Origin of the sequence: Rheinheimera tilapiae, assembly GCF_042432165.1 — a bacterium.
Lineage (GTDB): Bacteria > Pseudomonadota > Gammaproteobacteria > Enterobacterales > Alteromonadaceae > Pararheinheimera > Pararheinheimera tilapiae.
The window spans coordinates 1534352-1561183 of sequence record NZ_JBHLXP010000001.1; the positions used below are offsets into that span (position 1 = coordinate 1534352).

Genomic DNA, 26832 nt, shown 5'->3' on the forward strand with positions numbered 1-26832 from the left:
ATCATCAACCCATTGCGTTTGAGTTCACGCCAGCGCTATGTTATATCCGCGATGAAGCGGATCAGGAGCTGCAGTGGATTTAGTTTATGGTTTTTTGCTGGGCTGTGTTTTGTTGGTGGCGGGCACTGTTTATTGGTATTGGCTAAGCCGTTTATTACCGCAGCGGCATTGTTATCCGCTCGCTTTGTCGGTACCGCTGCACCAGCTATGCACACTGTTATTGGTGTTTGGACTTGGCGTGACTCCCGCCCAGGGCTGGTTTAGTTTTGGCTTGTTTTGCGTGTTGTGTGCCATGGTCCTGGGTCTGTTGTTATTGCCATTGATGATGTTTGTGCGCTACGTCGGTCGTTGTCGTCCGCTACAGGATAAGATATAGGTCTAGCCCTAGCTCTAACCATTTAACCGATAAAAAACGCTGCTGGACCTGCTTTGCCACAATTCGCTTGTCACACCGGGATTGCTCTTTTAGTGTTGATTTTATCAACTCAGGGAGTGTCATCGTGTTTTCAGCTAAATCTCGTTCGTCCGGCTTTTTCCAGGCTGCAGGCCTGAGCGTCGTCGCCGGTGTTTGCAGTAGTTTTCATGTGTTGGCAGCAACTGGAGTGCCGACAACGGCCGCTCCGCTGGTACAACCCTCTTATTTTGAATCGGAAGATATTTTTGGTCTGGAATGGGCCAGCGATCCGCAGTTATCGCCGGATGGCCGTACTATTGTTTATGTACGCAACAGCAATGACATCATGACGGACCGCGCCCGCACCGCGTTGTGGCAAATTGACGTGGCAAGCGGCCAGCATACGCCGTTGTATGCGGACAAATTTAATTACAGTCAGCCACGCTGGGCGCCTGATGGCAGCCGGCTGGCGTTTATTTCGGATCAAAGCGGCAAAGCGCAAATTCATCTGCACTGGGTCAAAACTGCGCAAACGACCCAGCTGAGCCGTTTAGACAAAAGCCCATCCAACCTGACCTGGTCACCGGATAGCAAACAACTGGCCTTTACGATGAACTTGCCGGCCACACCGTCCGCACTGACGACGCTGGTCAAAATGCCGAAAAAGCCTAAAGATGCTAACTGGTCCGAACCTGTGGTGGTGATCGACCGCGCGCAGTATCAGGCTGACGGTCAGGGTTTCCTCAAATCGGAATACCGGCAGCTGTTTTTGCTCAGTAGCGACGGTGGCTCCGCGCGTCAGCTGACCAGCGGCGATCGTAGTTATGGCGAAGACCTGACGTTTAGTCCGGATGGCAAAGCGCTGGTGTTTTCCGCCAATCTGGCGCCAGACTGGGAATATCAGCCACGTGACAGCGATCTGTATCAGCTGGACCTTCGCTCTGGTCAACTGAAGCAGCTGACAGCAGTGCCTGGCCAGGAAACCAGCCCGGTATTTTCACCGGATAGTAAAAAGCTGGCTTATCTGTGGGGGAGTAATGCCAAGTTGCCGTTCGCCAACGGTAAACTGAAAGTGCTGGACGTCGCGTCCGGAAAAAGCCGCGATATCGGCGCCTCGCTAGATTTAGATTTGACTGCGCCGGACTGGTGGAGTAATGACGAGCTGACCGTGCAATATGATGAAAAAGGACTGCGCAAAGTAGCGCTGCTGGATTTAGGCGGAGAACTGACCGTGCTGACGGACCAGTTATCCGGTACCGGCCTGCCGCAGCCGTATTTAAGCGGTGAGTACCAGCAAAGTGCTGAAAAACTGGTGTTTACCAAAGGGGATGCATCGCGTCCGGCCGACGTCGCGTTGTGGCAGGATGGCAAAGTACGCCAGCTGACGCAGCTGAATGAAGACTTGCTGGGCCATAAAACTCTGGGGCAGGTACATGAAATCACCTACAAATCATCTTTTGACGGTGAACTGATCCAAGGCTGGTACATTTTGCCACCGGACTTTGACCCGAAGAAAAAATACCCGATGATGCTGGAAATTCACGGTGGACCGCATCTGGCCTACGGTCCGCATTTTAGTGCCGAGATGCAGCGTTTTGCCCGCGAAGGTTATGTGGTGTTTTACGATAATCATCGTGGTAGTACCGGGTATGGTGAACGGTTTGCGTTGTTATTACACAATAAATACAGCTCACCGGAAGATTATGCCGACCATGATTCCGGCGTGAATGCGATGATTGCCAAAGGTTTTGTTGATGCCGACAACGTCTATATCGCCGGCGGTTCAGCCGGTGGCATCGCGACCGCTTATGCCATTGGTCTGACCGACCGCTATCGTGCGGCGGCGGTGATCAAACCTATTATCAACTGGGTCAGTAAAGTGCTGACCGGGGATAGTTATTTGTATCAGACCTATCATCAGTTCCCCGGTGTGCCGTGGGAGCATCTGGACCATTACTGGCAGCGTTCACCGATCGCCAATGCCGGCAAAATCAAAACGCCGACCCTGATCATGACCGGTGAAGCGGACCGCCGCACGCCGATCAGTGAGTCGGAGCAGCTGTATCAGGCGCTGAAACTGCAGCATGTGCCTGCAGCGTTAGTGCGGGTGCCGGGTGCGCCACATGGCATTGCTGGCCGGCCCAGCCGGATGATCGCTAAAATTGAACATACGTTGGCCTGGTTCGAGTTGCACAAAAAGCAATAAGGCAGCCCGGCGTTATGCTCCCGACAGAAAGGCGCTTTGGCGCCTTTTTACTTTCTGGCAATAAATTGCGCCAGCTCATAGCTTTAGCCCGCGATTAATGCTGAAATCAATCCATAGTGCTTTGAACCACCGCAGGTTTTAATGCAAACCGAGCTGACTATTTTACAAAACTTCGCTTATGCGCTCGCCATCGGTGCTTTAGTCGGTATTGAGCGCGAAAAACACAAAGTCAGCAACTTGAGTAGTTTTGGTGGCGTGCGCACTTTTATGTTAATGGCGCTGCTAGGGGCCGTCGGCGCCTGGCTTGGCTTGCAACTGCAACAACCCTGGCCTGAACTGGCGGTGTTGGCGGTAGTGGCGTTACTGGTGCTGGCGGCCTATAACCGCAAACAACGTGAAGAGCCACAAGTGCCGGGTCTGACAACTGAACTCAGTGCGATGCTGGTATTTTTACTTGGCGGCGCCGTGATGCATGGCCATGCAGGTATCGCCGTCGCGCTGGCGATCATGACATCGGCCATTCTGGCCTTTAAACAACCTCTGCACGGCCTGGTCGATAAAATCGGCAATGACGATTTGTATGCTGGTCTGAAGTTACTCATTGCGACTTTTATCGTGTTGCCCCTGTTGCCCGACCACGCCCTCGATCCCTGGCAAGCTTTTAATCCTTATAAAATCTGGCTGTTGGTGATCCTGATCTCATTGTTGTCGCTGGTCGGTTATATCGCGACCCGGCTGCTGGGGCCGGCGCGCGGCACCGCGGTGGCGGGGCTTGCAGGTGGTCTGGTGTCGTCGACAGCGGTGAGCCTGAGCTTTGCAAGGCTCAGTCAGCAGCCGCAGGGTGGTGACAATCAGGATGATGCGCTGGCGTGCGGTATCTTACTCGCCTGGTCCGTGATGTCATTGCGTGTGCTGCTGATGGTTGGCATCGTCTATCTGCCGTTACTGGCGTCGTTGTGGCCAGCGATTGGCGCGATGGCGTTGGTGACTTTGGCACTGGCGGCTTACTTTTACCGCCGGGCGCCGCAGTTGCAGGCGAATTCTGCGACTAGCGTCAGTAACCCTTTTAGTCTGTGGGCAGCCAGCCAGTTTGGCTTGATGTTTGCGGCGGTATTGCTGGTGGTCAAGCTGACCGAGCATTTTGCACCGGCGGAGGGGCTTTATCTGGTTTCGGCCATCGCCGGCACGACCGATGTCGATGCGATCACCTTATCAATGGCGCAATACGCTCAGCAGGCGGGAAGGGAGCAGCTTGCTGCAACTGCGCTGGTCATTGCAGTGCTCAGCAATACGCTGGTGAAAACGGCATTGGTGTGTACGCTCGGTAGTGCGGGTTTACGCCAGCGTTTGCTTTGGACCTGCGCCCTGGTCGTATTGACGGCATTTCTGGTGTTGTGGGCACTCTAAGCGTTATTTGTTAAGATGCGCGCGCCAATAGCATCACCCGGTCAGGCGGTGCTCCAGGAGTGATGATGTCTAAAGCGGCGCGGCCTTCCGAAATTACCTTACCTCCGGTCAATCAGGGCTGGGACAATCTGTATCAGTTTTTGTGTAGCCAGTTCCCGCGGATAGCCCCGGAAATTTGGGCTGCGCGGTTTCGTGACGGCAAAATCCATTGGCACAATGGTGAGCCGGTCTCGATGGCAGCGCCATTTTTACCGAGCCGCCGTCTATGTTATTACCGCGAAGTGGTCGCAGAGCCGGTGGTTCAGGCCGCACATCAGATTATCTATCAGGACAGCCATATCTTGCTGGCCTGCAAACCACATGGCTTGCCGGTGATCCCCGGCGGCGAATTTGTTAACGAATGCCTGCTGGAACGCGTGCGCCGTGATACCGGACTTGAAGACATCGCCCCGGTACACCGGTTAGATCGGGATACCGCCGGATTGGTGTTGTTTTCGGTCAATGCGCAAAGCCGCGCCGCCTATTATCAGCTGTTTGCGCAGGGCCTGATTGAGAAAACCTATCAGGCGGTTGCCTGTTTACCGGAATCGCTGCAGCACCAGTCACTGCCACAACAGTTCGAACTGCACAACCGGCTGGAAAAAAGTCAGCCAAGGTTCCTGATGCAGGCCGTCAGTGGCGAGCCCAATGCACATTCCACCTTGCGTTTGGTGGCCCGCAGACATCAGCTGGGATTATTTCATTTGACACCGCATACCGGTAAAACCCACCAGCTCAGGCTGCATATGCAGGCCATCGGCTGCCCGATTTTATTTGACCCTTATTACCCGACACTGTTGCCTAAAACTGAACAGCTGGCAGGCCCGTTACAATTACTGGCGCAGCAGTTGCGTTTTGTTGATCCGATCAGCGGAACTGCCCAATATTTCTGCTCCACCCGACAGCTGGACGCTTGGTCTTTGGCTGAAATCTGAGACCAGCAAGGCTTATCCAGTTTGCATCATAAAAAAACTTAATATTTATCCATTATTTAACAAAATTCACCGACGAGCAGGCTTTACCTATGGCTTGTAACTGCTTACATTGGTTCAGAAACTGCTGATATTGGTGACTGATGATTTCTTCCAGACAATTTTTTGCCGGCTCAGGCCTGTTGTTCGCGTTCTTATTGTGGTCAGCCTGGGCACCTTTTGATCGGACCACATGGTTACTGGAAGTCTTCCCGGTGTTACTGGCGTGGCCACTGCTATGGCATAGCCGTCAGTCCTATCCGCTGACCCCTTTGTTATATAGCCTGATCTTGTTGCATGCGGCCGTGCTAATTCTTGGCGGCACTTACAGTTATGCCCGGGTACCGCTCGGTTTCTGGCTGATGGACTGGTTCGCACTGGATCGCAATCCCTATGACAAAATCGGCCATTTGATGCAGGGCTTTGTGCCTGTCCTGGTGGCGCGCGAAATCCTCATTCGCGGGGCTTATGTCCAGGGCCAACGGATGTTGCAGTTTTTACTGCTCTGTATCGTCCTCGCTATTAGTGCCAGCTATGAGCTGATTGAATGGGGCGCCGCGGTTGCATTGGGGCAGGGGGCCGATGAATTCCTTGGCACGCAGGGCTATGCGTGGGATACGCAAGCCGATATGGCCTTTGCTTTGCTCGGTGCTGTGCTGGCGTTATTGCTGTTTAGTCGCTGGCATGACCGACAAATTTGCCAGCTTGCATCCACTGATGTTTAGAGATATGTTAAAACAATGTTTTATTAAGGTTTCTTTAGGGAAGGGTGCTAGGATGCATTGCTATTGGACACTGCTGACATTGTTGTTACTGAGCAGCTGGCCGCTTCAAGCACAAAGCTTGGCGCCAATTGTCGAATTTCTGCCGGAGTGCAAGCAGGATGATGTACTGCCGGTCAAAACCACCCTGAAAGTCCGTAATAACAACCTGCTAAGATTCTCGCAGTTGCGCGACGTGCCTGAAGTCGCCCGCTATTTACAGCAAATGCGTGAAAATGCCAGCGCACGCCGTTTTGATGCGGTGTTATTGCAGCAACTCAAACAAGCTGAATATAAAGCGCCGGGTAACAATTCTGATGTGTTCGTGCAGCTGGAACTGTTTCGGTTTTGTGATGGCAATGATGCATTGTCTGATACCAGCGCTGATCCAGGCAGCAGCCGGCAGATCCGCCAAAGTCTGGGCACGCTGGAAGTAAAAACATCCATTAATACCGTCGTGGCTTTTGCCCGGGCTGAATCAGACTATAAATTGATAGCCCCGCCGCATATGCATGTGTCGTTGACGGAAGGCGCGATGGGCGTCAAACCGCAAATGACAGCCACACAAGTGCAGGCATTGTGGGGCACTCCCTCTGCGGATTTGGTGTTGCAGGATGGGTCCCGATTGTTGGGTTATGGTCGGCGGCTGTGGGTTTTATTAGATCCTCTGGTGAAAGTGGTATTTACTGACAGCGAGATCCTCAGCGGCGTCGGCCGGAATTTGCTGGAATTTCACCCTGAGTTTGACGAAAAGCCCTGGCTGGTTGATGGCAAAGTGCCTTATAAAAAAGACATGGTCCAAGCCAGTTTACAGCTTGGTTCCTGGCAAAAAAAATCGGCGCTATTATGGCGGCGTCAGCTGGGGACGCAGCAACTGAGTGTGCAGTTTGAAGAATTTAATCCTGAATCGGTGGACAAAAATACCGCGCTGCTGACCGGGTTCCGCCTGAGCGGCCAGCCTGATCACGTTGTGAAGAGTCCGTTACAACAAGCGCCGATGGCTGACGTGCTGACCTTTGTTGAATCCGTTAATGTGCGCAATCTTCGGCAACACCCGTTGGCCAGCCAGCTGCTTCCGCAATTACGCGTGCACCAGATGGTACAGCGTCGCAATCTGATTTGGTGGTTGCCCACTACTCAGCTGCATGTGTTGCTCCAAAAAGACAAAATCAGTCGGCTCAAAGTGACGGCGCCGATCATCAGAAATTTGCAACAACCAGACCAGTTCCCACAATTGTTAAAAGCACTACAAATTCCGATCAGTAAAGCCGGTCTGCGGCTGGCGTTTCCGGACATGCAGGATTATGGTGACCGCTTTCAGTTATATCGCGACGATTTTGATATCCTGATTGAGTTTGCCTCTGATGAAGAGCACGCACCGATCGAGTTGCTTGAGATCATTTATCATTATCCGCATTAAACGGTCTGACGTTGCAGTGCACTGATGCAGCGGGCATACTGGCAATTCTGCCGAAGGCTATTCTTTTCACAAGGTTTTTCTGTTGTCCTGGTTGTTGCCGCGTCCTGATCGTCGTTCTGTCTGGTTATTACTGGGCTTAAGCCTGTTGTGTTCTGCGCTGGAATTGGCGCTACTGCAGCATAAGTATCAGTTGTTCAGTGGCGGAGGTTTTTTACAGCCACACAGCTTTGGGCTGATTTCAGAACGAGTCATCTATGTCTTGGCGGGCTGGCTGGCTGATCTCAGTGCGTTAATCTGCGCTTTTATGTTGTACAACCTGCTGTGCCGGTTTCAGACCAGCAGCCGCAGTCATTTGTGGTTCGCATTGTTTGTACTGCTCAGCTACAGCAGTTACAGCTGGCTGGGCACTGAGCTATTTCAGTATTTTGGTGACAATCTTGACTGGCAGGTGTTAGCGAATCTGGGCGGCGGCAGTGTCCTCGCCGCGATCAGCATGGTGCTGACGGAGCTAAGCCAACATCTGTTACCGGTGATCTTCGGTCTGCTGCTTGGCATCGCGTTATTGTATTGCGTACATCTGGCATTTCGCCGCTATCGGACTCCGATCTGTGATGCACAGCGCTGGTGGGCTTATGCCGCACTGTTGGTGTTGCTGCTATTTCCGTTACAACTGCAATGGGTGGCGACGGCGCAGCCTTATCGTTTTGGTCTGGAAAAGAAACTATCACAACAGGTATTAGCACAGCTGATTAACCGGCTGACGGATATCGATTTTGATGGTTATGGTGCTTTTGGCATCAACGCCGACGCCCATCCGCTGAATGCCAGTTTGTATCCGGGCGCGATGGATGTGCCTGGTAATGGCATTGATGAAGACGGCATTGGCGGTGATCTGCCGCAGCTTCAGGCCGATGCACCCGATGCATTGATGCAATTGCCGCTGCGGGCCGGCCAACATATTTTTTTAGTGGTGCTGGAAAGTGTGCGGGCCGATGCGTTGTTTGCCAACGTCGAAGGGCAGGCCGTGATGCCACATCTGGCGGCATTGGCCAAGCAAGGCAGCTACAGTGAGCAGGCCTACAGCCATACTGGCTTTACCACCAGTTCTTTAAAAGCGTTATTTAACCGCAGTCTTAGTTATCATCCGCCACAGCAGAACTTATTGGACGCGCTGCAGGCGCGGGGTTATCAGCTCAATGTGTTATCGGCGCAAGCTGAGCGTTTTGGTGACGTGTTGTCCAGTGCAAGGTTAAAACGCAGTGGTCAGTATTATTTTGACGCCGACTCGGCGCTGTCAGACCGGTTGGACCCATCGCTGAATGCCGGAGCGCTGCGGCTGAGTGAACAGCGCTTATTACGCCAGCTACAACAGCGCTTTGGCGAGGTAAATTGGCAGCAACCGCAGTTTTTTTATCTGAATGTGCAGGCTGCGCATTATCCGTATCATCACCGGGAGATGCTGCCGTTACTAACCACCCGAGCGATTAACCGCCAACAAATGCAACCGGCAAATAAGGCTTTGTTGCAACTGAGTTATTACAATGCCGTGGCCAATGCTGACTGGTTGATTGGGCAGCTGCAACAGTTGATGCAACAGCAGGGGATCGCCGGACAAAGCACGCAGTTTTATACCTCAGATCATGGTGAGTCGTTATTTGACGACGGTTTTCTCGGCCACGGCCATCAGCTCAATGATACGCAAACCCGCGTGGTGCTGGTTAGCAATCGACAGGTCACTTATCCCAAGGTACTGGGTCATGCTGACTTGGCGCCATTGATCCTGGCTACGGCACAAAATGTGACGCCACCAGCGACAGAGGACGCGGTATTGCAAGTGGTCGGGCTGGTACGCTCGCCACAGCAAATTGCCAGAGTGGACGCTGAAGGGCGGATGTTATATGACTTTCGCCAACAACATTTCCGCCGCAGCGACGAAGCGCCGTGGCAGGATTTTGCGCAGTTATCTGCAGCAGATCAGCAGCGCGCCCAACAGCTGATTAACCAATGGGGCTGGTTGCGCTATCAACAGTCTGAGCTGTACCAGCAGCAAAGTGCTACACCCTGACGCGGTTTGCTTAACGGAGGGTCAGCGATTGAGTGGTGCGAAATTGGCTTCAGCCTGTGCCATCCGGATCTGTAGTCGACCAATTTCCTGATTGTAGCCTTCCATCTGATAGCGTAGCCGGTCGGCTTGATTTAACAGCGCAGCGCGGGCCGATGCGTTTTGTTCGACCGCGATACGCTGGTTGATGGCGTAGATATCTTCACGCAGCGTCAGATTTCGGTTTTGTAGATCGTTGATGGCTATAGCGATATCGTCGACCACTTTTTTCGCTTTATACCAGCGTTGTCCTTGCTGAAAACCACTGCGAAACGCCGGTTCCATCGGGCCGGTACAGGCGGTGTTGTAGTCTTTCCCGGCCCGGCCCCAGGCTTCGCCGTGCGGGAAATCACAGAAAAATACTAATCCCTGACTATGACCTTGCTGATAGGTTTTAAAATCCGGTGTGACGCCATGGTCAGCACAGTCTTTTTGATACTCGCGAAATTTACTGCTCAGTTCGCCGGCTTTGCCATCGTTGACGCCAAGACTATACCAGTCGCCCAACAAACATTCGTTTTTGCTGATGCTGGCGCAGGCCAGTAGCTGACTGCTCAGCATGATCAGAATAATTTGACGTAACATATTGATCCTTATAAGCCTGCATGGGCAACAGAACGACGCCGGTCCCGCCGCATGCTAACGAGGGTGTCCGTCTTTGTAAAGGGTCAACAATGTTGATTACTCAAGGCCGGTCGCTTGCCGGCCTTCACAGGCCTCCACTATAGTAAACAGGTGTAGTAAACCGGAGCCTTTGATGCGACTTCTATGCGTGCTGATGCTGCTTTGCAGCCCAATGCTGGTTGCAGCGCCGACAGCAACGATCCGCATTCTCGGGCTGCAGTCCAGTTCCGAAGCCAGCGTGGTGTATTACCGCGATTTGTTGCAGCTGGTCCTCGAGCGCACAGCGGCGGAATATGGTGTAGCCAAGCTGGAACTGGTGGCGCCACCACCGCTCGGTGATTACCGTTATTTGTTGATGAAAGAGAATTTTATTGATGTGCATCACTTTGGTACATCGCCGGAGTTAGAGCGTGATCTGTTAGCGGTGCGCGTGCCTTTGCTGGCGGGTGGACTTGGCTGGCGCGGATTTGTGATCCGCAAAGCTGACCGGCTGGCTTTTAGCCAAATCAGCGAGTTTGCCGAGTTAAAGCGGCTGATAGCCTGTCAGGGCGAATTATGGCCTGACACCGTCATCATGCGGGCTGCCGGTCTGCAAGTGATCACTGCTGAGCGGCATGACCAGATGCTGGAGATGCTGCGCCGGGAGCGGTGTGATTATTTCCCACGCAGTATTTTTGAAGGCCCGGTTGAACAAAAATCCTTTCAGTTGCAATACCCGGATCTGGAATTCAACAGTAGCGTTCTGCTGCATTACCCCTTTGCCATGTATTTTTTTGTCAAAAAGGACAACATCGCGCTGGCAACCCGGCTGGAAAAAGGTCTGGAGCAACTGGCACAAAGCGGTGAATTGTTGCGCTTTTTACAGCAACATCAAATTGGCAGGCAGGTGTTTCCGCTCAGTCGATTCACTCAGTCGTTAGTATTCCAACTGGACAATCCGTTAATGCCAGCCAACACGCCGCTGCAACAGGCTGCTTATTGGTTCACAATGCCGGCGGTCCAACGCGAGATCCGCATTGCGCCGTCGCGCTGACTGCGGCTCCTTCTGATATACTGCGCGGCTTCGTGCGACAGCTGATGTCTGCTGCTCAGCTGCTGTCAATTTTCAGGAATAAACCGATGACCCAAGCCGATACTTCTGCCGAGCTGTCTGATTTCATTCAGCAGTTTTGCACAGCGTTTGAACAAAACCAGCTACTGCGTCTGGTGTTATCCCGCTATGAAGGGCCACAGACCGAACTGCAACGACTGCAGATCCGGCCGATTTTATTAAAAACCGGCACCCAGCTGAGTGTCTTGTTTGAAAACAAAACCTTTGATCAGACAAAAAATCTGTCGTTGCCAGCGCTGCAACCGTTACTGAGCGAGTGGCTCGGCCCCCAGTTTAAAGCCGCATTACTGGAAACTAATGGCGCTGAGATCCAGTTAACGATGTCGAAAAAAGGCAAAGTGCTGCTCAATAAACGCAAAACGAATGTGCAGCAAGACTTGCTGCCACAGCAGCACAATCGGGAAAAACAACGCTGGATTGATCCGCAGGCGCCATTTCTACGCGAGCTTGGCATCAATGGCAGTGATGGTCAAATTGCGCCGACCATGCAGAAAAAGTGGAAGCAAATCAACAAGTTTATCGAAATTTTTGCCAGGGCGCTGAAAGAGAGCGGTCTGGTCCAACGTCCGGCATTGCAAGTGGCCGATTTTGGTTCAGGCAAGGCCTATCTGACGTTTGCCATTGCGCACTACCTGCAGCAAGTCGGCATTCAGGGCGCTGTGATTGGCGTTGAACTTCGCCAGAGTCTGGTGGATTTATGCAACACCACAGCGGCGCGGCTGAATCAGCGCGGCATTCGCTTTGAACAAGGTGATGTGCAGCATTATCAGAGTACAGGCCTTGATGTGATGATTGCGCTGCATGCCTGTGATACGGCTACCGATCATGCCATTCATATGGGGATCCGCGCCGGTGCCGCAGTGATCATGTGTTCACCCTGTTGCCATAAACAGATCCGACCGCAGATGCATAGTCCGGCCGTGTTAACGCCATTGTTGCAACACGGCATTCACCTGGGACAAGAAGCTGAAATGCTGACGGACGGCATCCGCGCACTTTTGCTTGAAGCGCACGGTTACGACACTCAGGTTTTTGAATTCATTGCGCTGGAACATACCAGCAAAAACAAGATGATCCTGGCGATTAAACGTCAGACACCATGGTCAGCGGCCAGCCAACAGGCGGTGCTGGCGCAGGTCAGTGCTTTGAAACAGTTTTACGGCGTCAGTGAGCATTGTCTGGAAAGTCTGCTAGGGCCTGCTGTGTCTGCTTCGACCAGCTAACCGGGCGAATGCAGTACACTAGAGTTTTGCAAAGATAGGGAAATAGTCTTGATGAGCGACTTGTTTACGCTGGATTTTAAAGTGCGGGATTATGAGTGTGATATGCAGGGCATCGTCAATAATGCCGTCTATTTTCATTATCTGGAGCATGCCCGCCATGAATATTTGTTATCGCGCGGTGTTGATTTTGCCGCTCTTGCGCGGGAAAAAATTAATTTGGTCGTGGTGCGCTCAGAGATGGATTACAAAGCATCGCTGCAAAGCGGTGACCGTTTTATCGTTACTGTGCAATATCAGGCCGTTTCGAAATTGCGTTTTGGTTTTCGTCAGCAAGTGCTGCGTCAGCAAGATGGCAAACTGATGCTGGATGCGCTAATCACCGGCACCGCCTTAAACGCACAAGGCAAACCATTTGTGCCGGGCTTTATTAGCCAGTTAGCTGCGGTCGCCGGTTAGGTTGATCAGCTGATGGCGATATTCAGACGGCTAATCTGGTGTTTGTTGGTGGCGGTCGTTGCGCCGGCCGGCGCTGCCACAGTGCGCATCTGCGTGCAAAATATCGATTATTACCCGCATTATGACTTCAGTAAGCTGCCCGGTCGTGGTTATGCTGCCGATTTGTTTGCGCTTTTTACGGCTAAAACCGGCGTGAAAATCACCTTGTTGCCACTGCCGGTCAAGCGGTTGCAGGACAATCCGGAATGTCAGTTGGTGTATCCGGACAATCCGCAGTGGCATAGTGCCAAAGGTGAGCAGCAACCGCTGTATTTCAGCCAGTCATTCACCGGTATTATCGGCTCGACGGTGGTTCGCCGCGGGGAAGGGCACATAGAGTTATCCGCTATCCGGGCGATCGCCGTTCCGCGTGGGTTTACCCCAGACCACCTGCTGGCGGTGCAGCAGAACTATAGTTTTAATCTGGTGGAAGTCAGTGATGCAACTGCAGCCTTACAAATGCTGTTAAAAAAACGCGTAGATGCAGCTGATGTCGAATGGCATGTCGCCAAGTATTTGATCAACAAGCTTGGACAGCCGGATGCCTTAGAAATTGGCCGACTGCTGCCACTCGCGAGTGTCGGATTTCATTTATCCAGCCGCGATCATGGCGAACTGTTGCGGCGCTTTGATCTCTTTCTGCTGCAATACCAAAGTGAAGTCGCTCAGCTGAAAGCCCGTTATCAACTGCAAACTGTTGAGCAACTTAAAATCAACATTGTTGAGCCGCAATCTCCGGCCCCATCAGATCAGTAATAGCCACTGCTGTGCAAAAAACATGGTTCAAAGCAGCCAAACTTAAAAAGTTCAAATTTTTGCCTGATTATTTTACGAACAGACTTGACTGTTTTTTTTAGATGATCTAAAACGATTAAGTTGAAAGTATTTGACGCATACGATGCAAATTTACTGACGCATAAACGCAACATCCAGCCACACTGAGTATGTTGTTTTTTTGCAAAAGAGACTTAAACGATTAAGATTGATAAAACAATGTTGCTGACAGCAAAATCCGCTACACAAAGTCAGCAGCATCGGCAGCTGGGCAGAACTGGTCAGAGCCATGCCGCGTAGGCAGTTAAAGATTTAAGTAAACACAACACACTTATAAGCAACACAAATCGACAAGGGATAACCAAATGAGAACACAACTATTTAAACCCGCGTTATTGTCACTCGCAGTCTCGACCGCCATCTGGTCGGTGTCTGCAACAGCTGCAGAACAGCAGACTGCAGCGGCAGAAGCAAAATCAGGCGAAGCCGTTGAAGTGATCGCAGTGCGCGGCATCCGCGGCTCGCTGATCCGTTCTCAGGCGGAAAAAATGGATAACTCATCCATTGTCGAAGCGATCTCGGCAGAAGACATTGGTAAGTTACCAGACTCATCGATTGCTGAATCTTTATCGCGTTTGCCTGGCCTTGCCGGTGAGCGCGTTGGCGGCCGCACCTCCGGCATCTCGGTACGCGGCTTTAAAGAAGATTTCACCGGTACCTCATTAAACGGCCGTGAACTGATCGGGATCGGCGACAACCGCGGTGTTGAATATGATTTGTACCCGTCAGAAATCATGACAGGTGCGACCATCTATAAAACCACAGACGCCACGCTGATGGTGCAGGGCATTGGTGGTACTGTCGATTTACGCACTGTTCGCCCACTGCAGGCAAAAGAAACGCTGACGGTGAATGGGAACTACGAGTCGAACAGCCGCGATTCAGACAACCCGGAATTTGATAACAAAGGCAAACGTTATGCGCTGTCATTTGTAGAGAAATTTGCCGACGATACGTTAGGCCTTGCTGTGGCACTGGCATCCACTGAATCACCAAACAATCAGCGTAAGTACGGCGTCTGGGGTTACAGCGCCAATGCTGCCGGTCAGGTGTTGCCGACAGGTCTGGACATTGCGTCAATCAGCACCAAGCTGGAGCGCGATACTATTTCAACCGTGCTGCAGTATCAGCCGAACGATAAACTGAACATTGTGTTTGACGTACTGGATATCGACTATTCGGATTCAGGCGTGTTGCGCGGTTTTATTGAGCCGTTTTCATCTGCCAATGTGACCGGCAGTGGTACCAGCACTAAAGGCACGCAAGTCGGTGCGAATCCGGTACTGCGCACCGATCCGCTGAAAAAAGACGGTGATTTACAGACCTTTGGTCTGAACGTCGAATATCAGCTGAATGATGACTGGCAAGTTGAATTAGATCTCGCCAGCAGCGAATCGAGCAAACGCGATTTACGCGGTGAGTCGTATGCTGGCTTAGCCCGGTCAGGCGCACTGAATTCATCGCAGTTAGGTTCACGTGAATTCACCATGAGCCCTGACGGTGTGTTCTTCACCAAACTGACTGGCCTTGGCGCATTCTCGGATGCCAAAGCACTGCAACTGACTGGCCCACAAGTATGGGGCGGTGGTATGGCCAACCTGGCGAGCCAGTTCGCCACCAATGTGAAGCAAGCGAACGGTGACCCGTATAGCTATTTCAATGCGCAGGATGGCTTCTTGAACTACGCCGATTTCAGTGAAGAATTGAAAACCTATCGCTTAGAAGCGGTCGGTAATATTGAACTGAGCATCTTTAACAAATTAACGGTCGGCGTGAATTATTCAGACCGTTTCAAAGACAAAGACAACAAAGGTTTCTTTGCGACGGCAACATCCTATCCGTTCTCTACTGCTATTCCAGCCAAGTATTTGTACAACGGTCTGGCCGATTTAAGCTGGGCAGGCCTGGGACAAGTTGTGGCGTATGATGGTTTTGCGCCTTACAACGATGGAACCTACAAACTGAATGATGCAGGTTTGTTAGAGCCGGATCGTCTGGGTGACACTTACGAGGTCAACGAAGAAGTCACGACCCTTTACTTCAAGTCGGATTTTGAAACGCAGTTTGCTGGTTTACCGGTGACCGGTAATGTCGGCATGCAATATGTCAAAACCGATCAGTCGTCCAGTGGTTTCATCGGCATCGTCGGCGCCAATTTTGCCGTCTGTGATGATAACAATGACAAGCAGGTGGATGCAGACTGTATCACCGAACAAGGTGACAGCTACAATCACGTGCTGCCAAGCCTGAACCTGAGTATGGAAGTGTCGGACAACAACTTCGTCCGTTTCGCTGCCAACAAAACTATCAGCCGTGCCCGTATCGACCAGATGAAAGCGTCCGGTTTCGTCAAGTTTGACCAAAACATTGACCTCATCACCATTCCGAACAGCACTGCAGCAGTGGAAACCTACGGTTCGCCATGGTCAAAATTTGCCGGTAACCCGCTGTTAAAACCACTGGAAGCCAACAACTTCGACCTGGCGTTTGAAAGCTACTTCGAAGAAGAAGGTTACCTGTCTGCCACTGTGTTCTACAAAGACTTAGTGAACTGGACCCGTGACGGCAACAAACTGATTAACTTCACCAATGATGAAACCAATAGTGGCGCCAACTATTTTATCCCTGGCTTCCATGACCGCATCATTGACCAGGCAGGTACTTATGGTCCGGCTGATATTTTCTTCGCCGCCGGCGCGAAAGCGACACCACCGAACTACGGCTACTTCTCATACTTTGAAGATGGTCTGACCGGCCGTGTGCATGGGGTAGAAGTCACTGCCAACGTGCCATTCAGCAAGTTTTCTGACGTGCTGGAAGGTTTTGGTGTGGCCACGTCAGGTACCTTAATCGACGCCAAACTGAATGACGGCAGCCGGATCCCTGGCCAGTCTGACAAAATGTTCTCGTTAACAGCGTACTACGAGAAAAATGGCTTCGAAGTGCGGGTAGCCGGGACTGACCGTTCTGACTTCCTGACCTACGAGCGCGGTGGTTCGAACAAAATTTCTACTGCGAGCCGTAATGGCGTGACGCTGGTGGATGCGCAAATCAGTTACGACTTCTCTGAAAGCAACTTCACCTCACTGCACGGTCTGCGCGTTTCACTGCAGGGCACCAACCTGACGGATGTCGACGAAGAAACAGTCAACGATGACGGCATTGTCACCACCCGTCGTCAGTTTGGTCCGACCTACATGCTGAACGTGAACTACGCGTTTTATTAGGACGTCAACGCGCCCTAAACCGACCCGGTAGAGGCACAGGTCAGGCGAAGCCCTTCGTGAACTGACTTGTGTAGCAGGCCTCAATAAGTTATTGGTATTGAGGCCTTTTTTTAGGCTATTGGTGTAGGCTTTAGCATAGAACCTAGACCCATACCTTATTTTGCAACGGAGTTGTTATGCATCAGGCACCTGCGACCGGTTCTGCCGGTAAACCAATCCGTAAAGTGGTGATTGCCGGCGGTGGTACGGCCGGCTGGATGACCGCAGCACTGCTGAAAAAAGTGCTGGCAGACAGCGTCGAGATTGAATTGGTTGAATCCGAAGAAATCGGCATCGTCGGCGTCGGCGAAGCAACTATTCCGCCTATCCAGATTTTTAATCAGTACCTTGGCCTTGATGAAAAAGCCTTTTTGCGCGACACCCATGCCACGATGAAGCTGGCGATTAAATTTGAAAACTGGCGCAAACCGGGCGAGAGCTATTACCACACTTTCGGCGCACCCGGTGCCAGCCTCGGTTTTTGTAACTTCCAACATTATTGGTTGCGAGCCCGCGAAGCTGGTCTGCCCCAATCGCTGTGGGACTACGATTTAAATTATCTGTGCTGCGAAGCCGGTAAATTTAACATCATCAAAACGCCGAATCCGGTGTACGAAATGCCTTATGCCTATCATTTTGATTCGGCGTTATACGGTCAATTTCTGCGAAAAATGGCAGAAGCGGCTGGCGTCAAACGCACCGAAGGCATGATTGAAGCGGTGCAGCAGCATGGCATATCCGGTGATATCGAAGCGCTACAACTGAAAGATGGCCGCAAAATCCACGGCGATTTGTTTGTTGATTGCACCGGCCTGCGTGGGTTGTTAATTCGCCAGACGCTCGGTGTGCAATATGAATCCTGGGCCAAATACCTACCGGCCAATAGCGCACTCGCAGTGCCGAGCGAGCGTTTTGAAAAAACTTTGCCTTACACCCGCAGTATTGCGCACAAAGCCGGTTGGCAATGGCGCATTCCGCTGACGCATCGCAATGGTAATGGCATTGTTTATAGCTCAGCCTATCTGAGTGATGACGAAGCCTACAGCACTTTGATGGGCAATCTCGACAGTAAAGCGCTGGCCGAGCCGCGCAAAATTTCGTTTGAAACCGGCCGAACGAGCAGCCAGTGGGCGAAAAATGTCGTCGCGATTGGCCTGTCCAGTGGTTTCCTCGAACCGTTGGAATCGACCAGTATTCACTTGATCCAGTCCGGTATCGTGCGCTTGCTCAAAGTATTTCCGAATCAGGGCATCAGCGATGCAGTGGTTGACTACTACAACGCCGATTCCAAACAGGAGTTTGAAACCATCCGTGATTTCATCATCCTGCATTACCATGCCAATGAACGCGATGATTCCGAGTTCTGGCGCGATATGCGCAATATGGCTGTGCCAGCGCGGCTGCAGGAAAAAATGGCGCTGTTTCGCGAGTCGGCGCAGGTGTTTAACGATCACAACGATATTTTCCGCGACGCCAGCTGGATCCAGGTCATGCTGGGGCAGGGCATTATGCCGCGTGATTATCACCCGGCCGCTAAAGTGCCGACTAGCAGCGAATTGCTGGCAACGCTTGGCAAAGTGCAGGAAGCCAAGCACCAACCACTGGCGCAGATGCTGTCACACGATGAATTTCTTGCCCGCTATAGCGGAGTCTGAGTCATGAGCGGCAACCTATCTCCGTTTCATTTTGCCATCGTTGGTGGTGGCACTGCCGGCTGGATGGCGGCGTTGCTGTTTGCGCACAAATGGTTAAAGCCCGCGTCTGAACAGACAAGACCAGTAAAGATCACGCTGATTGAAGCTCCCGACATTGGCATCATTGGCGTGGGTGAAGGTTCGACGCCATCGCTGAAGCGCTTTTTTCAGCAACTTGGCATTGCCGACAGCGAATGGATGCCGGCTTGTCAGGCGACTTACAAGACTAATATCCGCTTTGTGAACTGGAGCCCGGCCGCTGCTGCGATGGGGCTCGGGTCCGACTACAGCCATCCATTTATTTCGCAGCCGGATCTGCACAGCGAAACGGCGTTTTACAGCAATTGTTTTAAACGCCGGCTGGGGCTTGCGGTTGAAACAGCGCCGGAGAAATTTCTGCTCAATGGCTATTTAGCCGCGCAGCAGCTGGCGCCGCTAACGCCGGCGAATTTTCCATTTCGCATCGAATATGGTTATCACTTTGACTCGGGGTTGTTGGGCCAGTTTTTAAAACAAAAGGCCTTAGCGATGGGCGTGCAGTATCAGGCGCTGACGGTGACAGCAGTCAATCAACTACCGGATGGCCGTATTGCCAGTCTGACCGGCGAGATTGCAGACGGCGACAGTAAAGCAGTCCAGACGCTGGACGCCGATTTTTTTATCGACTGCACCGGGTTTCGCGCCAACTTGCTGCAGCAAACGCTGCAGGTGCCTTTTGAGTCTTTTGCCAGCAACCTGTTTAACGATGCTGCTGTGGTGCTGCCGACCGAAGCTTTTGCGATACCGCCGGTGGAAACCAAGGCCACAGCGTTGTCAAACGGCTGGGCCTGGCAAATTCCGCTGAGGCATCGCAGCGGTAATGGTTACGTCTACAGCTCGGCGTTTTTATCCAAAGACGCCGCCGAGCTGGAATTACGGCAACATTTGGGTTTGCTCGATAGTGAGGTGAATGCGCGCCATCTGCAGATGAAAGTCGGGCAGGTGACGCGCAGCTGGGAGAAAAACTGTCTGGCGCTTGGTTTGTCGCAAGGCTTTATCGAACCGCTTGAAGCCACAGCGCTGCATCTGGTGCAAAGTTCGATTGAGCAGTTTATCGATGCCTTTGCTGATTTTTCTGACGAAGGGCAAGCCGAATTCAACCGCCAGGTGCATCAGCGCTTTGAAGCGGTGCGGGATTATATCGTCGCGCATTATAAGCTCAGCAGCCGCAGCGACAGCCATTACTGGCGCGCTAACAGCAGCAATATGCAGTTATCGGAATCACTGCGGCAAATTTTGGATGTGTGGTTTCGCCAGGGTGATTTGGCGCAGGAGCTATCCCGCCAAGCGCAGGGGCGTCAGCCATCGGGCAGCCACTTTGGTGCCACGTCCTGGCATTGTTTGTTAGCCGGCTATGGCGTGTTCCCGCCGCTGCGACAACCCCAGCCGGCAAACGTTAGTGATGCTTTTACTGAGCTGGAACTGGCAGCTTTTTTCAACGGCTGCAGCCTGAATTTTCAGCCGCAGCATCTGTTGTGGCGCGATTAAATACGAGTGGAGTCGGGGATGGCTTTTGATCGGACTAACAAACTTCGGGGCTGGCTCTGTGTGCCAGTTGTGCTGCTGTGCTGGCTGATGGCCGCTGCTGCGGTGGCGGCAGAGGGACAGCGCTGGCAGTTGCTGTCACCGGATAAACAAATAGCGCTGGAGTTATTGCTGTCGCAGGACGCTCTGACCTATCAAGTCAGTTATCGTGGCAAAGCGGTGTTAAAGCCGTCCGTGCTGGGCCTTGCTTTTAAAGGTCAGCCGCTACTAAAAACTGGCTTGCTGGCTGATAAAGTCAGTAGCCGCAGTCACGATGCACAGTGGCAACCGGTCTGGGGCCAGCGTGCGCAGATCCGTGACCACTATAACGAAATCACGCTTCAGTTGCGTGAAAGCACAGCACCGGGTCGGCAATTCACGCTGGTATTTCGCAGTTTTGATGATGGCGTGGCGTTTCGGTATCAGGTGCCGGCACAAGCGGCGCTGGCCGGTGAGCTGGTGATCAGTGACGAGCTGACCGAATTTGCTTTTGCCCGCAACTTTTCCGCCTGGTGGGTGGAGGCCTACCGCAACTTAAGTTTTGAATATCAGTATATGAATTCGGCACTGTCGAGCGTGTCGGTGGCGCATACACCGCTGACGCTGACCGATGATGGCATTGCCGTCGCTGTGCACGAAGCCGCGCTGGTCGATTACAGCTCGATGACGCTGCGCAATATCACCGACAACCATATCACGCTGAAAGCCGACCTGATGCCCTGGGGCGGTGCAAATCCGGGCATGGACAGTTCTGCCACAGTGGATCGGGTTTATACCAAAGCGCCGTTTCAAAGCCCATGGCGCACTATCCAAATCGCGCCGACCGAAGCGGCCTTGTTAAATTCCAGCCTGATCTTAAATCTGAACGAGCCGATGGCTGCCGGTACTGACACCAGCTACATCAAACCCGGCAAATATATGGGCATCTGGTGGGAGATGCATATCGGCGAAAAAGACTGGTCGCCAGGCCCTCTGCAAGGCGCAACCACAGCGCGAGCTATGCAATATATTGATTTTGCCAGCAAACACGACATTGATGGTTTGTTAATCGAGGGCTGGAATCAGGGCTGGGAAGGGCAATGGTGGCAGCGTCCGCCGACGTTTAGCTTCACCAAACCAGTGAAAGGTTTTGATATCGACAAAGTTGCCGCTTATGCCAAAGCCAAAGGTGTTGAGCTGATTGGTCATCATGAAACCGCTGCCGGCATCAGTTATTACGAGCAGCAAATGGCTGATGCGTTTAAGTATTACCAGCGTCTTGGTGTGCATAGCGTCAAGATGGGGTATGTCGGCAAACGGCTGGACGGGCGGGAGTGGCATGACGGCCAGTACATGGTGCGGCACTTTAAAAAAGTGGTCGATACCGCCGCAGCGCATCAGGTGATGGTCAATGCGCATGAAACGGTCAAAGACACTGGCTTAAGCCGGACTTACCCCAATCTGATGACACGGGAGTCGGTGCGCGGCATGGAATACAACGGTGGTAGCCCGGATAGTGGAAATTTACCCAATCACACCGTGATCATTCCTTTTACCCGCGGATTGTCGGGGCCCATTGACTTCACACCCGGTATTTTTAACTTTAATTACCAGAAACACCGGCCAAATAATCGGGTACCCAGCACGCTGGCCAATCAGCTGGCGCTTTATGTCACGCTGTATAGTCCGCTGCAAATGGTGGCGGATTTACCGGAGAATTATATGCCGGGCGGCAAGCTGCATCCGGCCTTTGCTTTTATCGATGCGGTGCCGACGGACTGGCAGCAGAGCATGGCGCTCGACGGTAAAATCGGTCAATACCTGGTGATGGCGCGGCAGGACAAACACTCTGAACGTTGGTTTGTCGGGGCCACCAGCAACGAGCAGGCGCGCACGCTGCAGTTACCGCTGCAGTTTTTAGACAAAAACCGCAGTTACGATTTGGTGATTTATCAGGATGCCGCAGATGCCCATTGGCAGACCAATCCGATGGCGTATCAAATTCAGCGCCGGCAAGTCAGCAGCAAAGATCTGATCACGCTGCAGCTTGCACCGGGCGGTGGTGCCGCGCTGGAACTGATCCCGCGCTAATAGACCCGGCCGCACTCAGTGATTGAGTTATTGCTGGCAGCGCTTTAGGATCAGTTTTTTTCGCGAACAGGATGTGGTGTTGGCTATTTTTGCGAAGTTCGCGTCAGCGCTCAGTAAATGGTACACGCAACAGCTGGAACCTTTGTGGTTTCGGCGGCGTCGTCCCAAGCGTTTGCAAAGTTTTAGTCCGGCGGTTGGGCAGCCTCTGCTGCCCGTGGCACAGCTACAACTTGACGGCAGGCAGGGCGGTGATTCGCCGTTAATCCGGCGTTATCAGCGTTATTATCAGCAGTTTTTACAGGTCGGGACATTACAGCGCGGGCCGTTGCAACAGGGCGGCATCGCGATGTTGCTGCCATTGTTGCAATATGCGGATGCGGCAACGTTTAACCGGCAATTAAAGAAAAAAGCCGGTAATTTCTGGCGCGAAGCAGACAAAGCGCGCCGCCTTGACCTGATCGTACAACCGTTCATGAGCGCCAACTATACGCCTGATTTGCTCGAGATCCGTCGCTCACGCAAAATCAGGGCCTTTGGTCCGGTTTTGGATGCGTTTACACTGCGGCTCGCGGATCTCGGCGGGGCGCCGGTCGGGCTGCAACCCTTGCAACTGCCGGTTCAGGCGGAACATTGGGATCTATATGTCGGCGTGTTCAGACCGGCCGCTGGCTATCAGCAAGGTGCAGTGACCACGGATCAGCAGTTAGTGGCTTATGCCCGGCTGCATCGGATTGGCAACATGCTGCGCTACGCTGAATTGATGGGGCATGCACAGTTTCAGCGGCAGGGCGTGATGAGTTTATTGCATTTGCAGGTGGTTGAATTGTTGCTGACCCGCAATACGCCCTGGCTGCAGGGCATTGAATACCTGAGTTATGGCGCACTGGAGCAAGGCAGTGACGGCTTACTGTTCTGGAAGCGTAAAGCGCAATTCTTACCGTATTTGCTGCTCTCTGGTTAAAAACCGCAATGTTAAAAAGCGCAGTCAGCTCAATATGATGGTACGTTGCTCGCGGCTGCTTTGTAATGCCAACTCGATTAGTTCCAGCCCTAAAATCGCTTCCGCCAGTGGCACCGGTGCTGGGGCTTTATCGCGCAAAAAAAGCGCCAGTTGCTGATAAAAGTCAGCGTAATCGCTGGCTGGGAAAGAGATGGTTTCAGCGCCTGTTGCGCACCAGAACTCACCGTGACGCCCATCCGTGCGCTGCTGCCAGGCGGCGGACTGAAATACCGCGGTCGGGGCGGCTGGATTTTGCTGCAGCGCGTCGCGCAAGATTTGTTCCTGCGGGTCCAGCCGGTAGCTGACAAAACTGCCACTATTGCCGTGTAGTTCAAACCGGGGAGCCGGATGGGCGCAATAAGGTGATGAACTTAATAGCACTTGTCGTGCCGGCGTGGCTGGTCTGGCGCTGCCGGCAGTGGCATCGGCCGGGACTGCCGGTTTCGCGGCATAATCGAGCCGCAGCTGAAAAGTATCGATACCGCCAGCTGCACCGTCGTGATTGCGCAGGCTTTGGCAGCTGGCCGTGATGGCATCAGGCGCGCCAAACAGCGCTACAGTCTGATCCAGCAGATGCGGCGCTAAGTCATACAACACACCGTTACCAGGCTCTGCTGATTCTTTCCAGCGCGCTTGTACTGTGGGTCTGAAGCGGTCGAATCGGGAGTACATCAGCTGCACCTCTCCCAAGGCATCAGACAGCATCAACTGTCGCAGCGCTAAAAAATCATCATCAAAGCGCCGGTTATGAAACACGGCGAGCTTGCGTTGTTGCTGCTGCGCCAGCTTTTGCAACTCGATGGCCTCGCTTGCCGTCACGGCCAGTGGTTTTTCCACCAATACATCTTTGCCGGCAAACAGCGCCGTTTTCGCCAAGCTAAAGTGCGCACGGTTTGGCGCGGTGATCACAATCAGGCTGGCGTCGGTGTTTTGGATCAGGCTTTCGGCATCCGGGAAAATCCGCACATCAGGCCAGCACTGTGCAGCATCTGATTGTGATGTGCTGATGCCGGTCAGCTCAAACTGCGTGGAGCTGGCGATAAAAGGCAGATGGAAGACACGGGCCGACAGGCCAAAACCAATCACAGCAGTTTTTATCATCAGGCGCTCCGGCAGCTAAGTGACAATTGTGCTGGATCATACTGTCCCTGGGGCGATTTGTCTGTTGTTTCATACCTTTAAACCACAGCGCCGGCTGAAGATAAGCCGGCGCTGTTGGTTGGTTTGACGGGGGGCGCCCTAGCTTATCAACCACAGCACCTGATAAGCAGCCAGCGGTACAGCGCCTGAGCTCAATTTTGCGCCGGTGAGCGTATCGGTGAATGTCTGACCATTTTCGCCGTGCCAATATTGTGGATGTTCGCTGAAGTTGGCGACGACACGTAGCCGTTGGCCCTGCAGTTCCCGCTCAAAACTAAACAGGTGCGGATTGTCGGTAGTGAGTATCCGGGTCGTGCCGTCACCGAGCACCGGCAGCGATGCGCGGGTTTTGACCAAATGCTGCAATTGCTGGTAAATCCGGCCAGATAAGGTTTTTGCCTGTGTCGCTTCGGCCAGCTGTGATTCGGTCACCGCAACGCGGTTAACCCAGCGGCTGTCGTCTTTTTTCGCCGGATCATTCACGTAGCTGTAGTCGTTGCGCAGACCCAGCTCGTCGCCCATATACAGCAGCGGCAAACCACCGATACTGAGGATGATGCTGTTCAGCAGGTAAATCCGCGCTAACGCATGATCCAGGTGTTGCTGATTCTGCTCGGCTTCTGCCTTGTCGACGCCAGCGAGCGATGCCAGCATGCCGGCCACGCGGCAGTCGCCGGTGACCGGGTTTTGCTGAAACGGTACGCCACTGGCAAAACTGCCGGGGAACTGACCGGTATAAAAGTGGTTGAGGAACTGGCGGTGGTGGTCTGGGTTCATCCCCAGCTGCCAGGCGATATTGTCGTCAAAGGTCCAGCCAATGTCGTCATGGCAGCGGATGTAATTGACCCAACTGCAGTGCGGATCTATAGCAAAACGCCGCTGCAGTGATTCGGTCAACAGCCGGGTTTTCCGTGTCGCCAGAGAATTCCACAGCAGCGCCATCAGTAGTGGGTTATAGGACAGCTGGCATTCGTTGGGCGCAATATATTTCACCACTTCGTCCGGGTGCACTATGGCTTCGGATTTGAACTGCAGCGCCGGCGCCGCAATCCGCGCCACCGCATTAAATGCTTTGATCAATAAATGTGCTTTGGGCAGATTTTCACAGTTAGTGCCGGCTTCTTTCCAGACAAAGGCCAGCGCGTCGAGACGCAATACCGCCGCGCCCTGATTGGCGAGAAACAACATCTCTTCGGCCATGGCGCTGAACACCGCCGGGTTGGCGTAATTTAAATCCCACTGAAAACTGTTAAAAGTGGTCCAGACCCAAAGGCCTGAGGCCTTATCCTGCGTAAAACAACCGCGGCGGATCTCCGGGAAAATTTCCCGCAGCGTTGGCGCATAGCGATCGCGTTCGGCTTCGGTCAGGAAAAAATAATAGTCGCGATAAGCCGGATCACCGGCTTTGGCTTTTTCTGCCCAGCGATGTTCATCGGAGGTGTGGTTAAAGACAAAATCCAGCACCGGTCGGATGCCTTGCTGATGCAGTTCCTGCATCAGGCTGGACAGCTGCGCCATAGTGCCCAGAGTCGGCATGGTGCTGCGGTAGTCTGACACGGCATAACCGCCGTCACTGTTCGGTTCCGGCGCTTTAAACAGCGGCATCAGGTGCAGATAGTTGATGCCGGTTTGTTGCAGATAAGGGATACGCTGTTTTAAGCCTTCGAAATCGCCGGCGAATAAATCGACGTAACAGGCCGAACCCAGCGCTTGATTGCTTTTGTGCCAATGCTGCGGTGCGGCATCTTCCGCCTGCAGGTATTCGGGCCGCTGCGCCGCGCTTTTCGCCAGCAGTTTCAGCAGTTGCTCGAGCTGGTAATAACAGTCAAACAAATCACCATAGAGTTGCAGATACAGACCCAGCAGTTCCGGCAGCACTTGCGCCAAACGCGGTTGTAAAGCCGGCCAGCTGGATTTGGCGGCGGTTTTTAAACTGGCGCTGTGACGTTTGAGCAGGGTCTCTGCTTCACGCTGCAGCAATGCCGGCTCAGCCAGCAACTGGGCAATAGTGTTTGGCATATCGTCTGGTCCGGATCTGGCCTTGTCGGCACGCTTTCTATTTATTGTGTGGCGAACTCACTGTGTCAGGCACAGCGAATCGTTATCGTTTAGTTTTACACCAGTTTGAAACTGGCGTATAGCAGAATCTTAATCGATTTAGAAAAAAGCGCAAGATCTGGGCTGACACTTGACTAGCGGCAACCATTTTTACCAAAAAATATCCAGCTGACCGATCTTGAGATTAGGGCCGTCAGGCCGCTGAAAAGTAGCAGGAGTTTTTCTGCGGAACCCTCAGGCAGCATTGTCGCTCAAGATAAAAACTTGATACATTTTTTAACAGATTGTTTGAGTACTCCTGATTAAAGTCGTTTATCACCGCCGTGACCTCCATGGTTTAGTTGATAGAGGGCAAGTCCATGAACCTTTTCTCCGGCCTCAGCACAATCCTAGTGCTGACCATGACCGCGCATGCAAGTGCAAATACCTGTGAAAAAAATTTTCTAGCCGAAGGC

Annotated in this window: 19 protein-coding genes; 16 read left to right on the plus strand and 3 right to left on the minus strand. The window is 52.8% G+C overall.

Annotated features, from left to right (window positions below):
• The first annotated feature begins 73 nt into the window (after window positions 1–73).
• The 7 genes from ACFFJP_RS06570 to ACFFJP_RS06600 all read left to right on the plus strand — a co-directional run bounded on the left by ACFFJP_RS06570 (window position 74) and on the right by ACFFJP_RS06600 (window position 9263).
• Entirely contained in the window at window positions 74–376 is a 303-nt protein-coding gene (locus ACFFJP_RS06570) for a hypothetical protein (protein WP_377241663.1), read from the plus strand.
• A 124-nt stretch (window positions 377–500) separates the two neighbouring features.
• The gene (locus ACFFJP_RS06575; protein WP_377241665.1) at window positions 501–2600 is read left to right on the plus strand and encodes a S9 family peptidase; all 2100 of its coding nucleotides are present in this window, start codon (window positions 501–503) and stop codon (window positions 2598–2600) included.
• A 141-nt stretch (window positions 2601–2741) separates the two neighbouring features.
• The gene (locus ACFFJP_RS06580; protein WP_377241667.1) at window positions 2742–4007 is read left to right on the plus strand and encodes an MgtC/SapB family protein; all 1266 of its coding nucleotides are present in this window, start codon (window positions 2742–2744) and stop codon (window positions 4005–4007) included.
• Between the two features lie 65 nt (window positions 4008–4072).
• Window positions 4073–4981, plus strand: coding sequence for a pseudouridine synthase (locus ACFFJP_RS06585; protein WP_377241669.1), 909 nt, complete (start codon window positions 4073–4075; stop codon window positions 4979–4981).
• A 140-nt stretch (window positions 4982–5121) separates the two neighbouring features.
• Window positions 5122–5742 (plus strand): DUF2238 domain-containing protein, encoded by a 621-nt coding sequence (locus ACFFJP_RS06590; RefSeq protein WP_377241671.1) that lies wholly within the window; start codon window positions 5122–5124, stop codon window positions 5740–5742.
• A gap of 52 nt (window positions 5743–5794) precedes the next feature.
• Window positions 5795–7198 carry a hypothetical protein gene (locus ACFFJP_RS06595; protein ID WP_377241673.1) on the plus strand — a complete coding sequence of 468 codons (1404 nt, stop codon included), beginning with the start codon at window positions 5795–5797 and terminating at the stop codon, window positions 7196–7198.
• A gap of 82 nt (window positions 7199–7280) precedes the next feature.
• Window positions 7281–9263, plus strand: a complete 1983-nt coding sequence (locus ACFFJP_RS06600) for a sulfatase-like hydrolase/transferase (RefSeq protein ID WP_377241675.1) — start codon at window positions 7281–7283, stop codon at window positions 9261–9263.
• 21 nt (window positions 9264–9284) lie between these two features.
• Here the strand turns inward: ACFFJP_RS06600 and ACFFJP_RS06605 are convergent, their stop codons facing one another.
• Window positions 9285–9884 (minus strand): DUF2799 domain-containing protein, encoded by a 600-nt coding sequence (locus ACFFJP_RS06605; RefSeq protein ID WP_377241677.1) that lies wholly within the window; start codon window positions 9882–9884, stop codon window positions 9285–9287.
• Window positions 9885–10056: 172 nt separating this feature from the next.
• Here ACFFJP_RS06605 and ACFFJP_RS06610 point away from each other — a divergent pair, with 172 nt between their 5' ends.
• The 9 genes from ACFFJP_RS06610 (at window position 10057) to ACFFJP_RS06650 (ending at window position 23140) form a co-directional block, all read left to right on the plus strand.
• Window positions 10057–10956, plus strand: a complete 900-nt coding sequence (locus tag ACFFJP_RS06610; protein ID WP_377241679.1) for a transporter substrate-binding domain-containing protein — start codon at window positions 10057–10059, stop codon at window positions 10954–10956.
• 86 nt (window positions 10957–11042) lie between these two features.
• Window positions 11043–12257, plus strand: coding sequence for a class I SAM-dependent methyltransferase (locus ACFFJP_RS06615; RefSeq protein ID WP_377241681.1), 1215 nt, complete (start codon window positions 11043–11045; stop codon window positions 12255–12257).
• A gap of 51 nt (window positions 12258–12308) precedes the next feature.
• The gene (locus ACFFJP_RS06620) at window positions 12309–12713 is read left to right on the plus strand and encodes an acyl-CoA thioesterase (RefSeq protein ID WP_377241683.1); all 405 of its coding nucleotides are present in this window, start codon (window positions 12309–12311) and stop codon (window positions 12711–12713) included.
• A gap of 12 nt (window positions 12714–12725) precedes the next feature.
• Window positions 12726–13508, plus strand: a complete 783-nt coding sequence (locus ACFFJP_RS06625) for a type 2 periplasmic-binding domain-containing protein (RefSeq protein WP_377241685.1) — start codon at window positions 12726–12728, stop codon at window positions 13506–13508.
• Between the two features lie 383 nt (window positions 13509–13891).
• The gene (locus tag ACFFJP_RS06630; RefSeq protein WP_377241687.1) at window positions 13892–16813 is read left to right on the plus strand and encodes a TonB-dependent receptor; all 2922 of its coding nucleotides are present in this window, start codon (window positions 13892–13894) and stop codon (window positions 16811–16813) included.
• Window positions 16814–16989: 176 nt separating this feature from the next.
• Entirely contained in the window at window positions 16990–18507 is a 1518-nt protein-coding gene (locus ACFFJP_RS06635) for a tryptophan halogenase family protein (protein WP_377241689.1), read from the plus strand.
• Between the two features lie 3 nt (window positions 18508–18510).
• The gene (locus ACFFJP_RS06640; protein WP_377241691.1) at window positions 18511–20073 is read left to right on the plus strand and encodes a tryptophan halogenase family protein; all 1563 of its coding nucleotides are present in this window, start codon (window positions 18511–18513) and stop codon (window positions 20071–20073) included.
• A gap of 18 nt (window positions 20074–20091) precedes the next feature.
• A complete protein-coding gene (locus ACFFJP_RS06645) occupies window positions 20092–22179 on the plus strand; it encodes a glycoside hydrolase family 97 protein (protein WP_377241693.1) in 2088 nt (695 codons plus the stop codon).
• Between the two features lie 79 nt (window positions 22180–22258).
• Entirely contained in the window at window positions 22259–23140 is an 882-nt protein-coding gene (locus ACFFJP_RS06650) for a hypothetical protein (protein WP_377241695.1), read from the plus strand.
• A gap of 24 nt (window positions 23141–23164) precedes the next feature.
• Here ACFFJP_RS06650 and ACFFJP_RS06655 read toward each other — a convergent pair whose 3' ends face one another.
• Window positions 23165–24280, minus strand: coding sequence for a Gfo/Idh/MocA family oxidoreductase (locus ACFFJP_RS06655; protein ID WP_377241697.1), 1116 nt, complete (start codon window positions 24278–24280; stop codon window positions 23165–23167).
• A 138-nt stretch (window positions 24281–24418) separates the two neighbouring features.
• A complete protein-coding gene (locus tag ACFFJP_RS06660; protein WP_377241699.1) occupies window positions 24419–26338 on the minus strand; it encodes an alpha-amylase family glycosyl hydrolase in 1920 nt (639 codons plus the stop codon).
• Window positions 26339–26832 lie beyond the last annotated feature (494 nt).

Excerpts from the sequence above, each read along its gene's own strand:
- ACFFJP_RS06580 (WP_377241667.1), top strand. The coding sequence starts at position 2,742 with ATGCAAACCGAGCTGACTATTTTACAAAACTTCGCTTATGCGCTCGCC.
- ACFFJP_RS06585 (WP_377241669.1), top strand. The coding sequence starts at position 4,073 with ATGTCTAAAGCGGCGCGGCCTTCCGAAATTACCTTACCTCCGGTCAAT.
- ACFFJP_RS06590 (WP_377241671.1), top strand. The coding sequence starts at position 5,122 with ATGATTTCTTCCAGACAATTTTTTGCCGGCTCAGGCCTGTTGTTCGCG.
- ACFFJP_RS06595 (WP_377241673.1), top strand. The coding sequence starts at position 5,795 with ATGCATTGCTATTGGACACTGCTGACATTGTTGTTACTGAGCAGCTGG.
- ACFFJP_RS06605 (WP_377241677.1), bottom strand. The coding sequence starts at position 9,884 with ATGTTACGTCAAATTATTCTGATCATGCTGAGCAGTCAGCTACTGGCC.
- ACFFJP_RS06610 (WP_377241679.1), top strand. The coding sequence starts at position 10,057 with ATGCGACTTCTATGCGTGCTGATGCTGCTTTGCAGCCCAATGCTGGTT.
- ACFFJP_RS06615 (WP_377241681.1), top strand. The coding sequence starts at position 11,043 with ATGACCCAAGCCGATACTTCTGCCGAGCTGTCTGATTTCATTCAGCAG.
- ACFFJP_RS06620 (WP_377241683.1), top strand. The coding sequence starts at position 12,309 with ATGAGCGACTTGTTTACGCTGGATTTTAAAGTGCGGGATTATGAGTGT.
- ACFFJP_RS06625 (WP_377241685.1), top strand. The coding sequence starts at position 12,726 with ATGGCGATATTCAGACGGCTAATCTGGTGTTTGTTGGTGGCGGTCGTT.
- ACFFJP_RS06630 (WP_377241687.1), top strand. The coding sequence starts at position 13,892 with ATGAGAACACAACTATTTAAACCCGCGTTATTGTCACTCGCAGTCTCG.
- ACFFJP_RS06635 (WP_377241689.1), top strand. The coding sequence starts at position 16,990 with ATGCATCAGGCACCTGCGACCGGTTCTGCCGGTAAACCAATCCGTAAA.
- ACFFJP_RS06640 (WP_377241691.1), top strand. The coding sequence starts at position 18,511 with ATGAGCGGCAACCTATCTCCGTTTCATTTTGCCATCGTTGGTGGTGGC.
- ACFFJP_RS06645 (WP_377241693.1), top strand. The coding sequence starts at position 20,092 with ATGGCTTTTGATCGGACTAACAAACTTCGGGGCTGGCTCTGTGTGCCA.
- ACFFJP_RS06655 (WP_377241697.1), bottom strand. The coding sequence starts at position 24,280 with ATGATAAAAACTGCTGTGATTGGTTTTGGCCTGTCGGCCCGTGTCTTC.
- ACFFJP_RS06660 (WP_377241699.1), bottom strand. The coding sequence starts at position 26,338 with ATGCCAAACACTATTGCCCAGTTGCTGGCTGAGCCGGCATTGCTGCAG.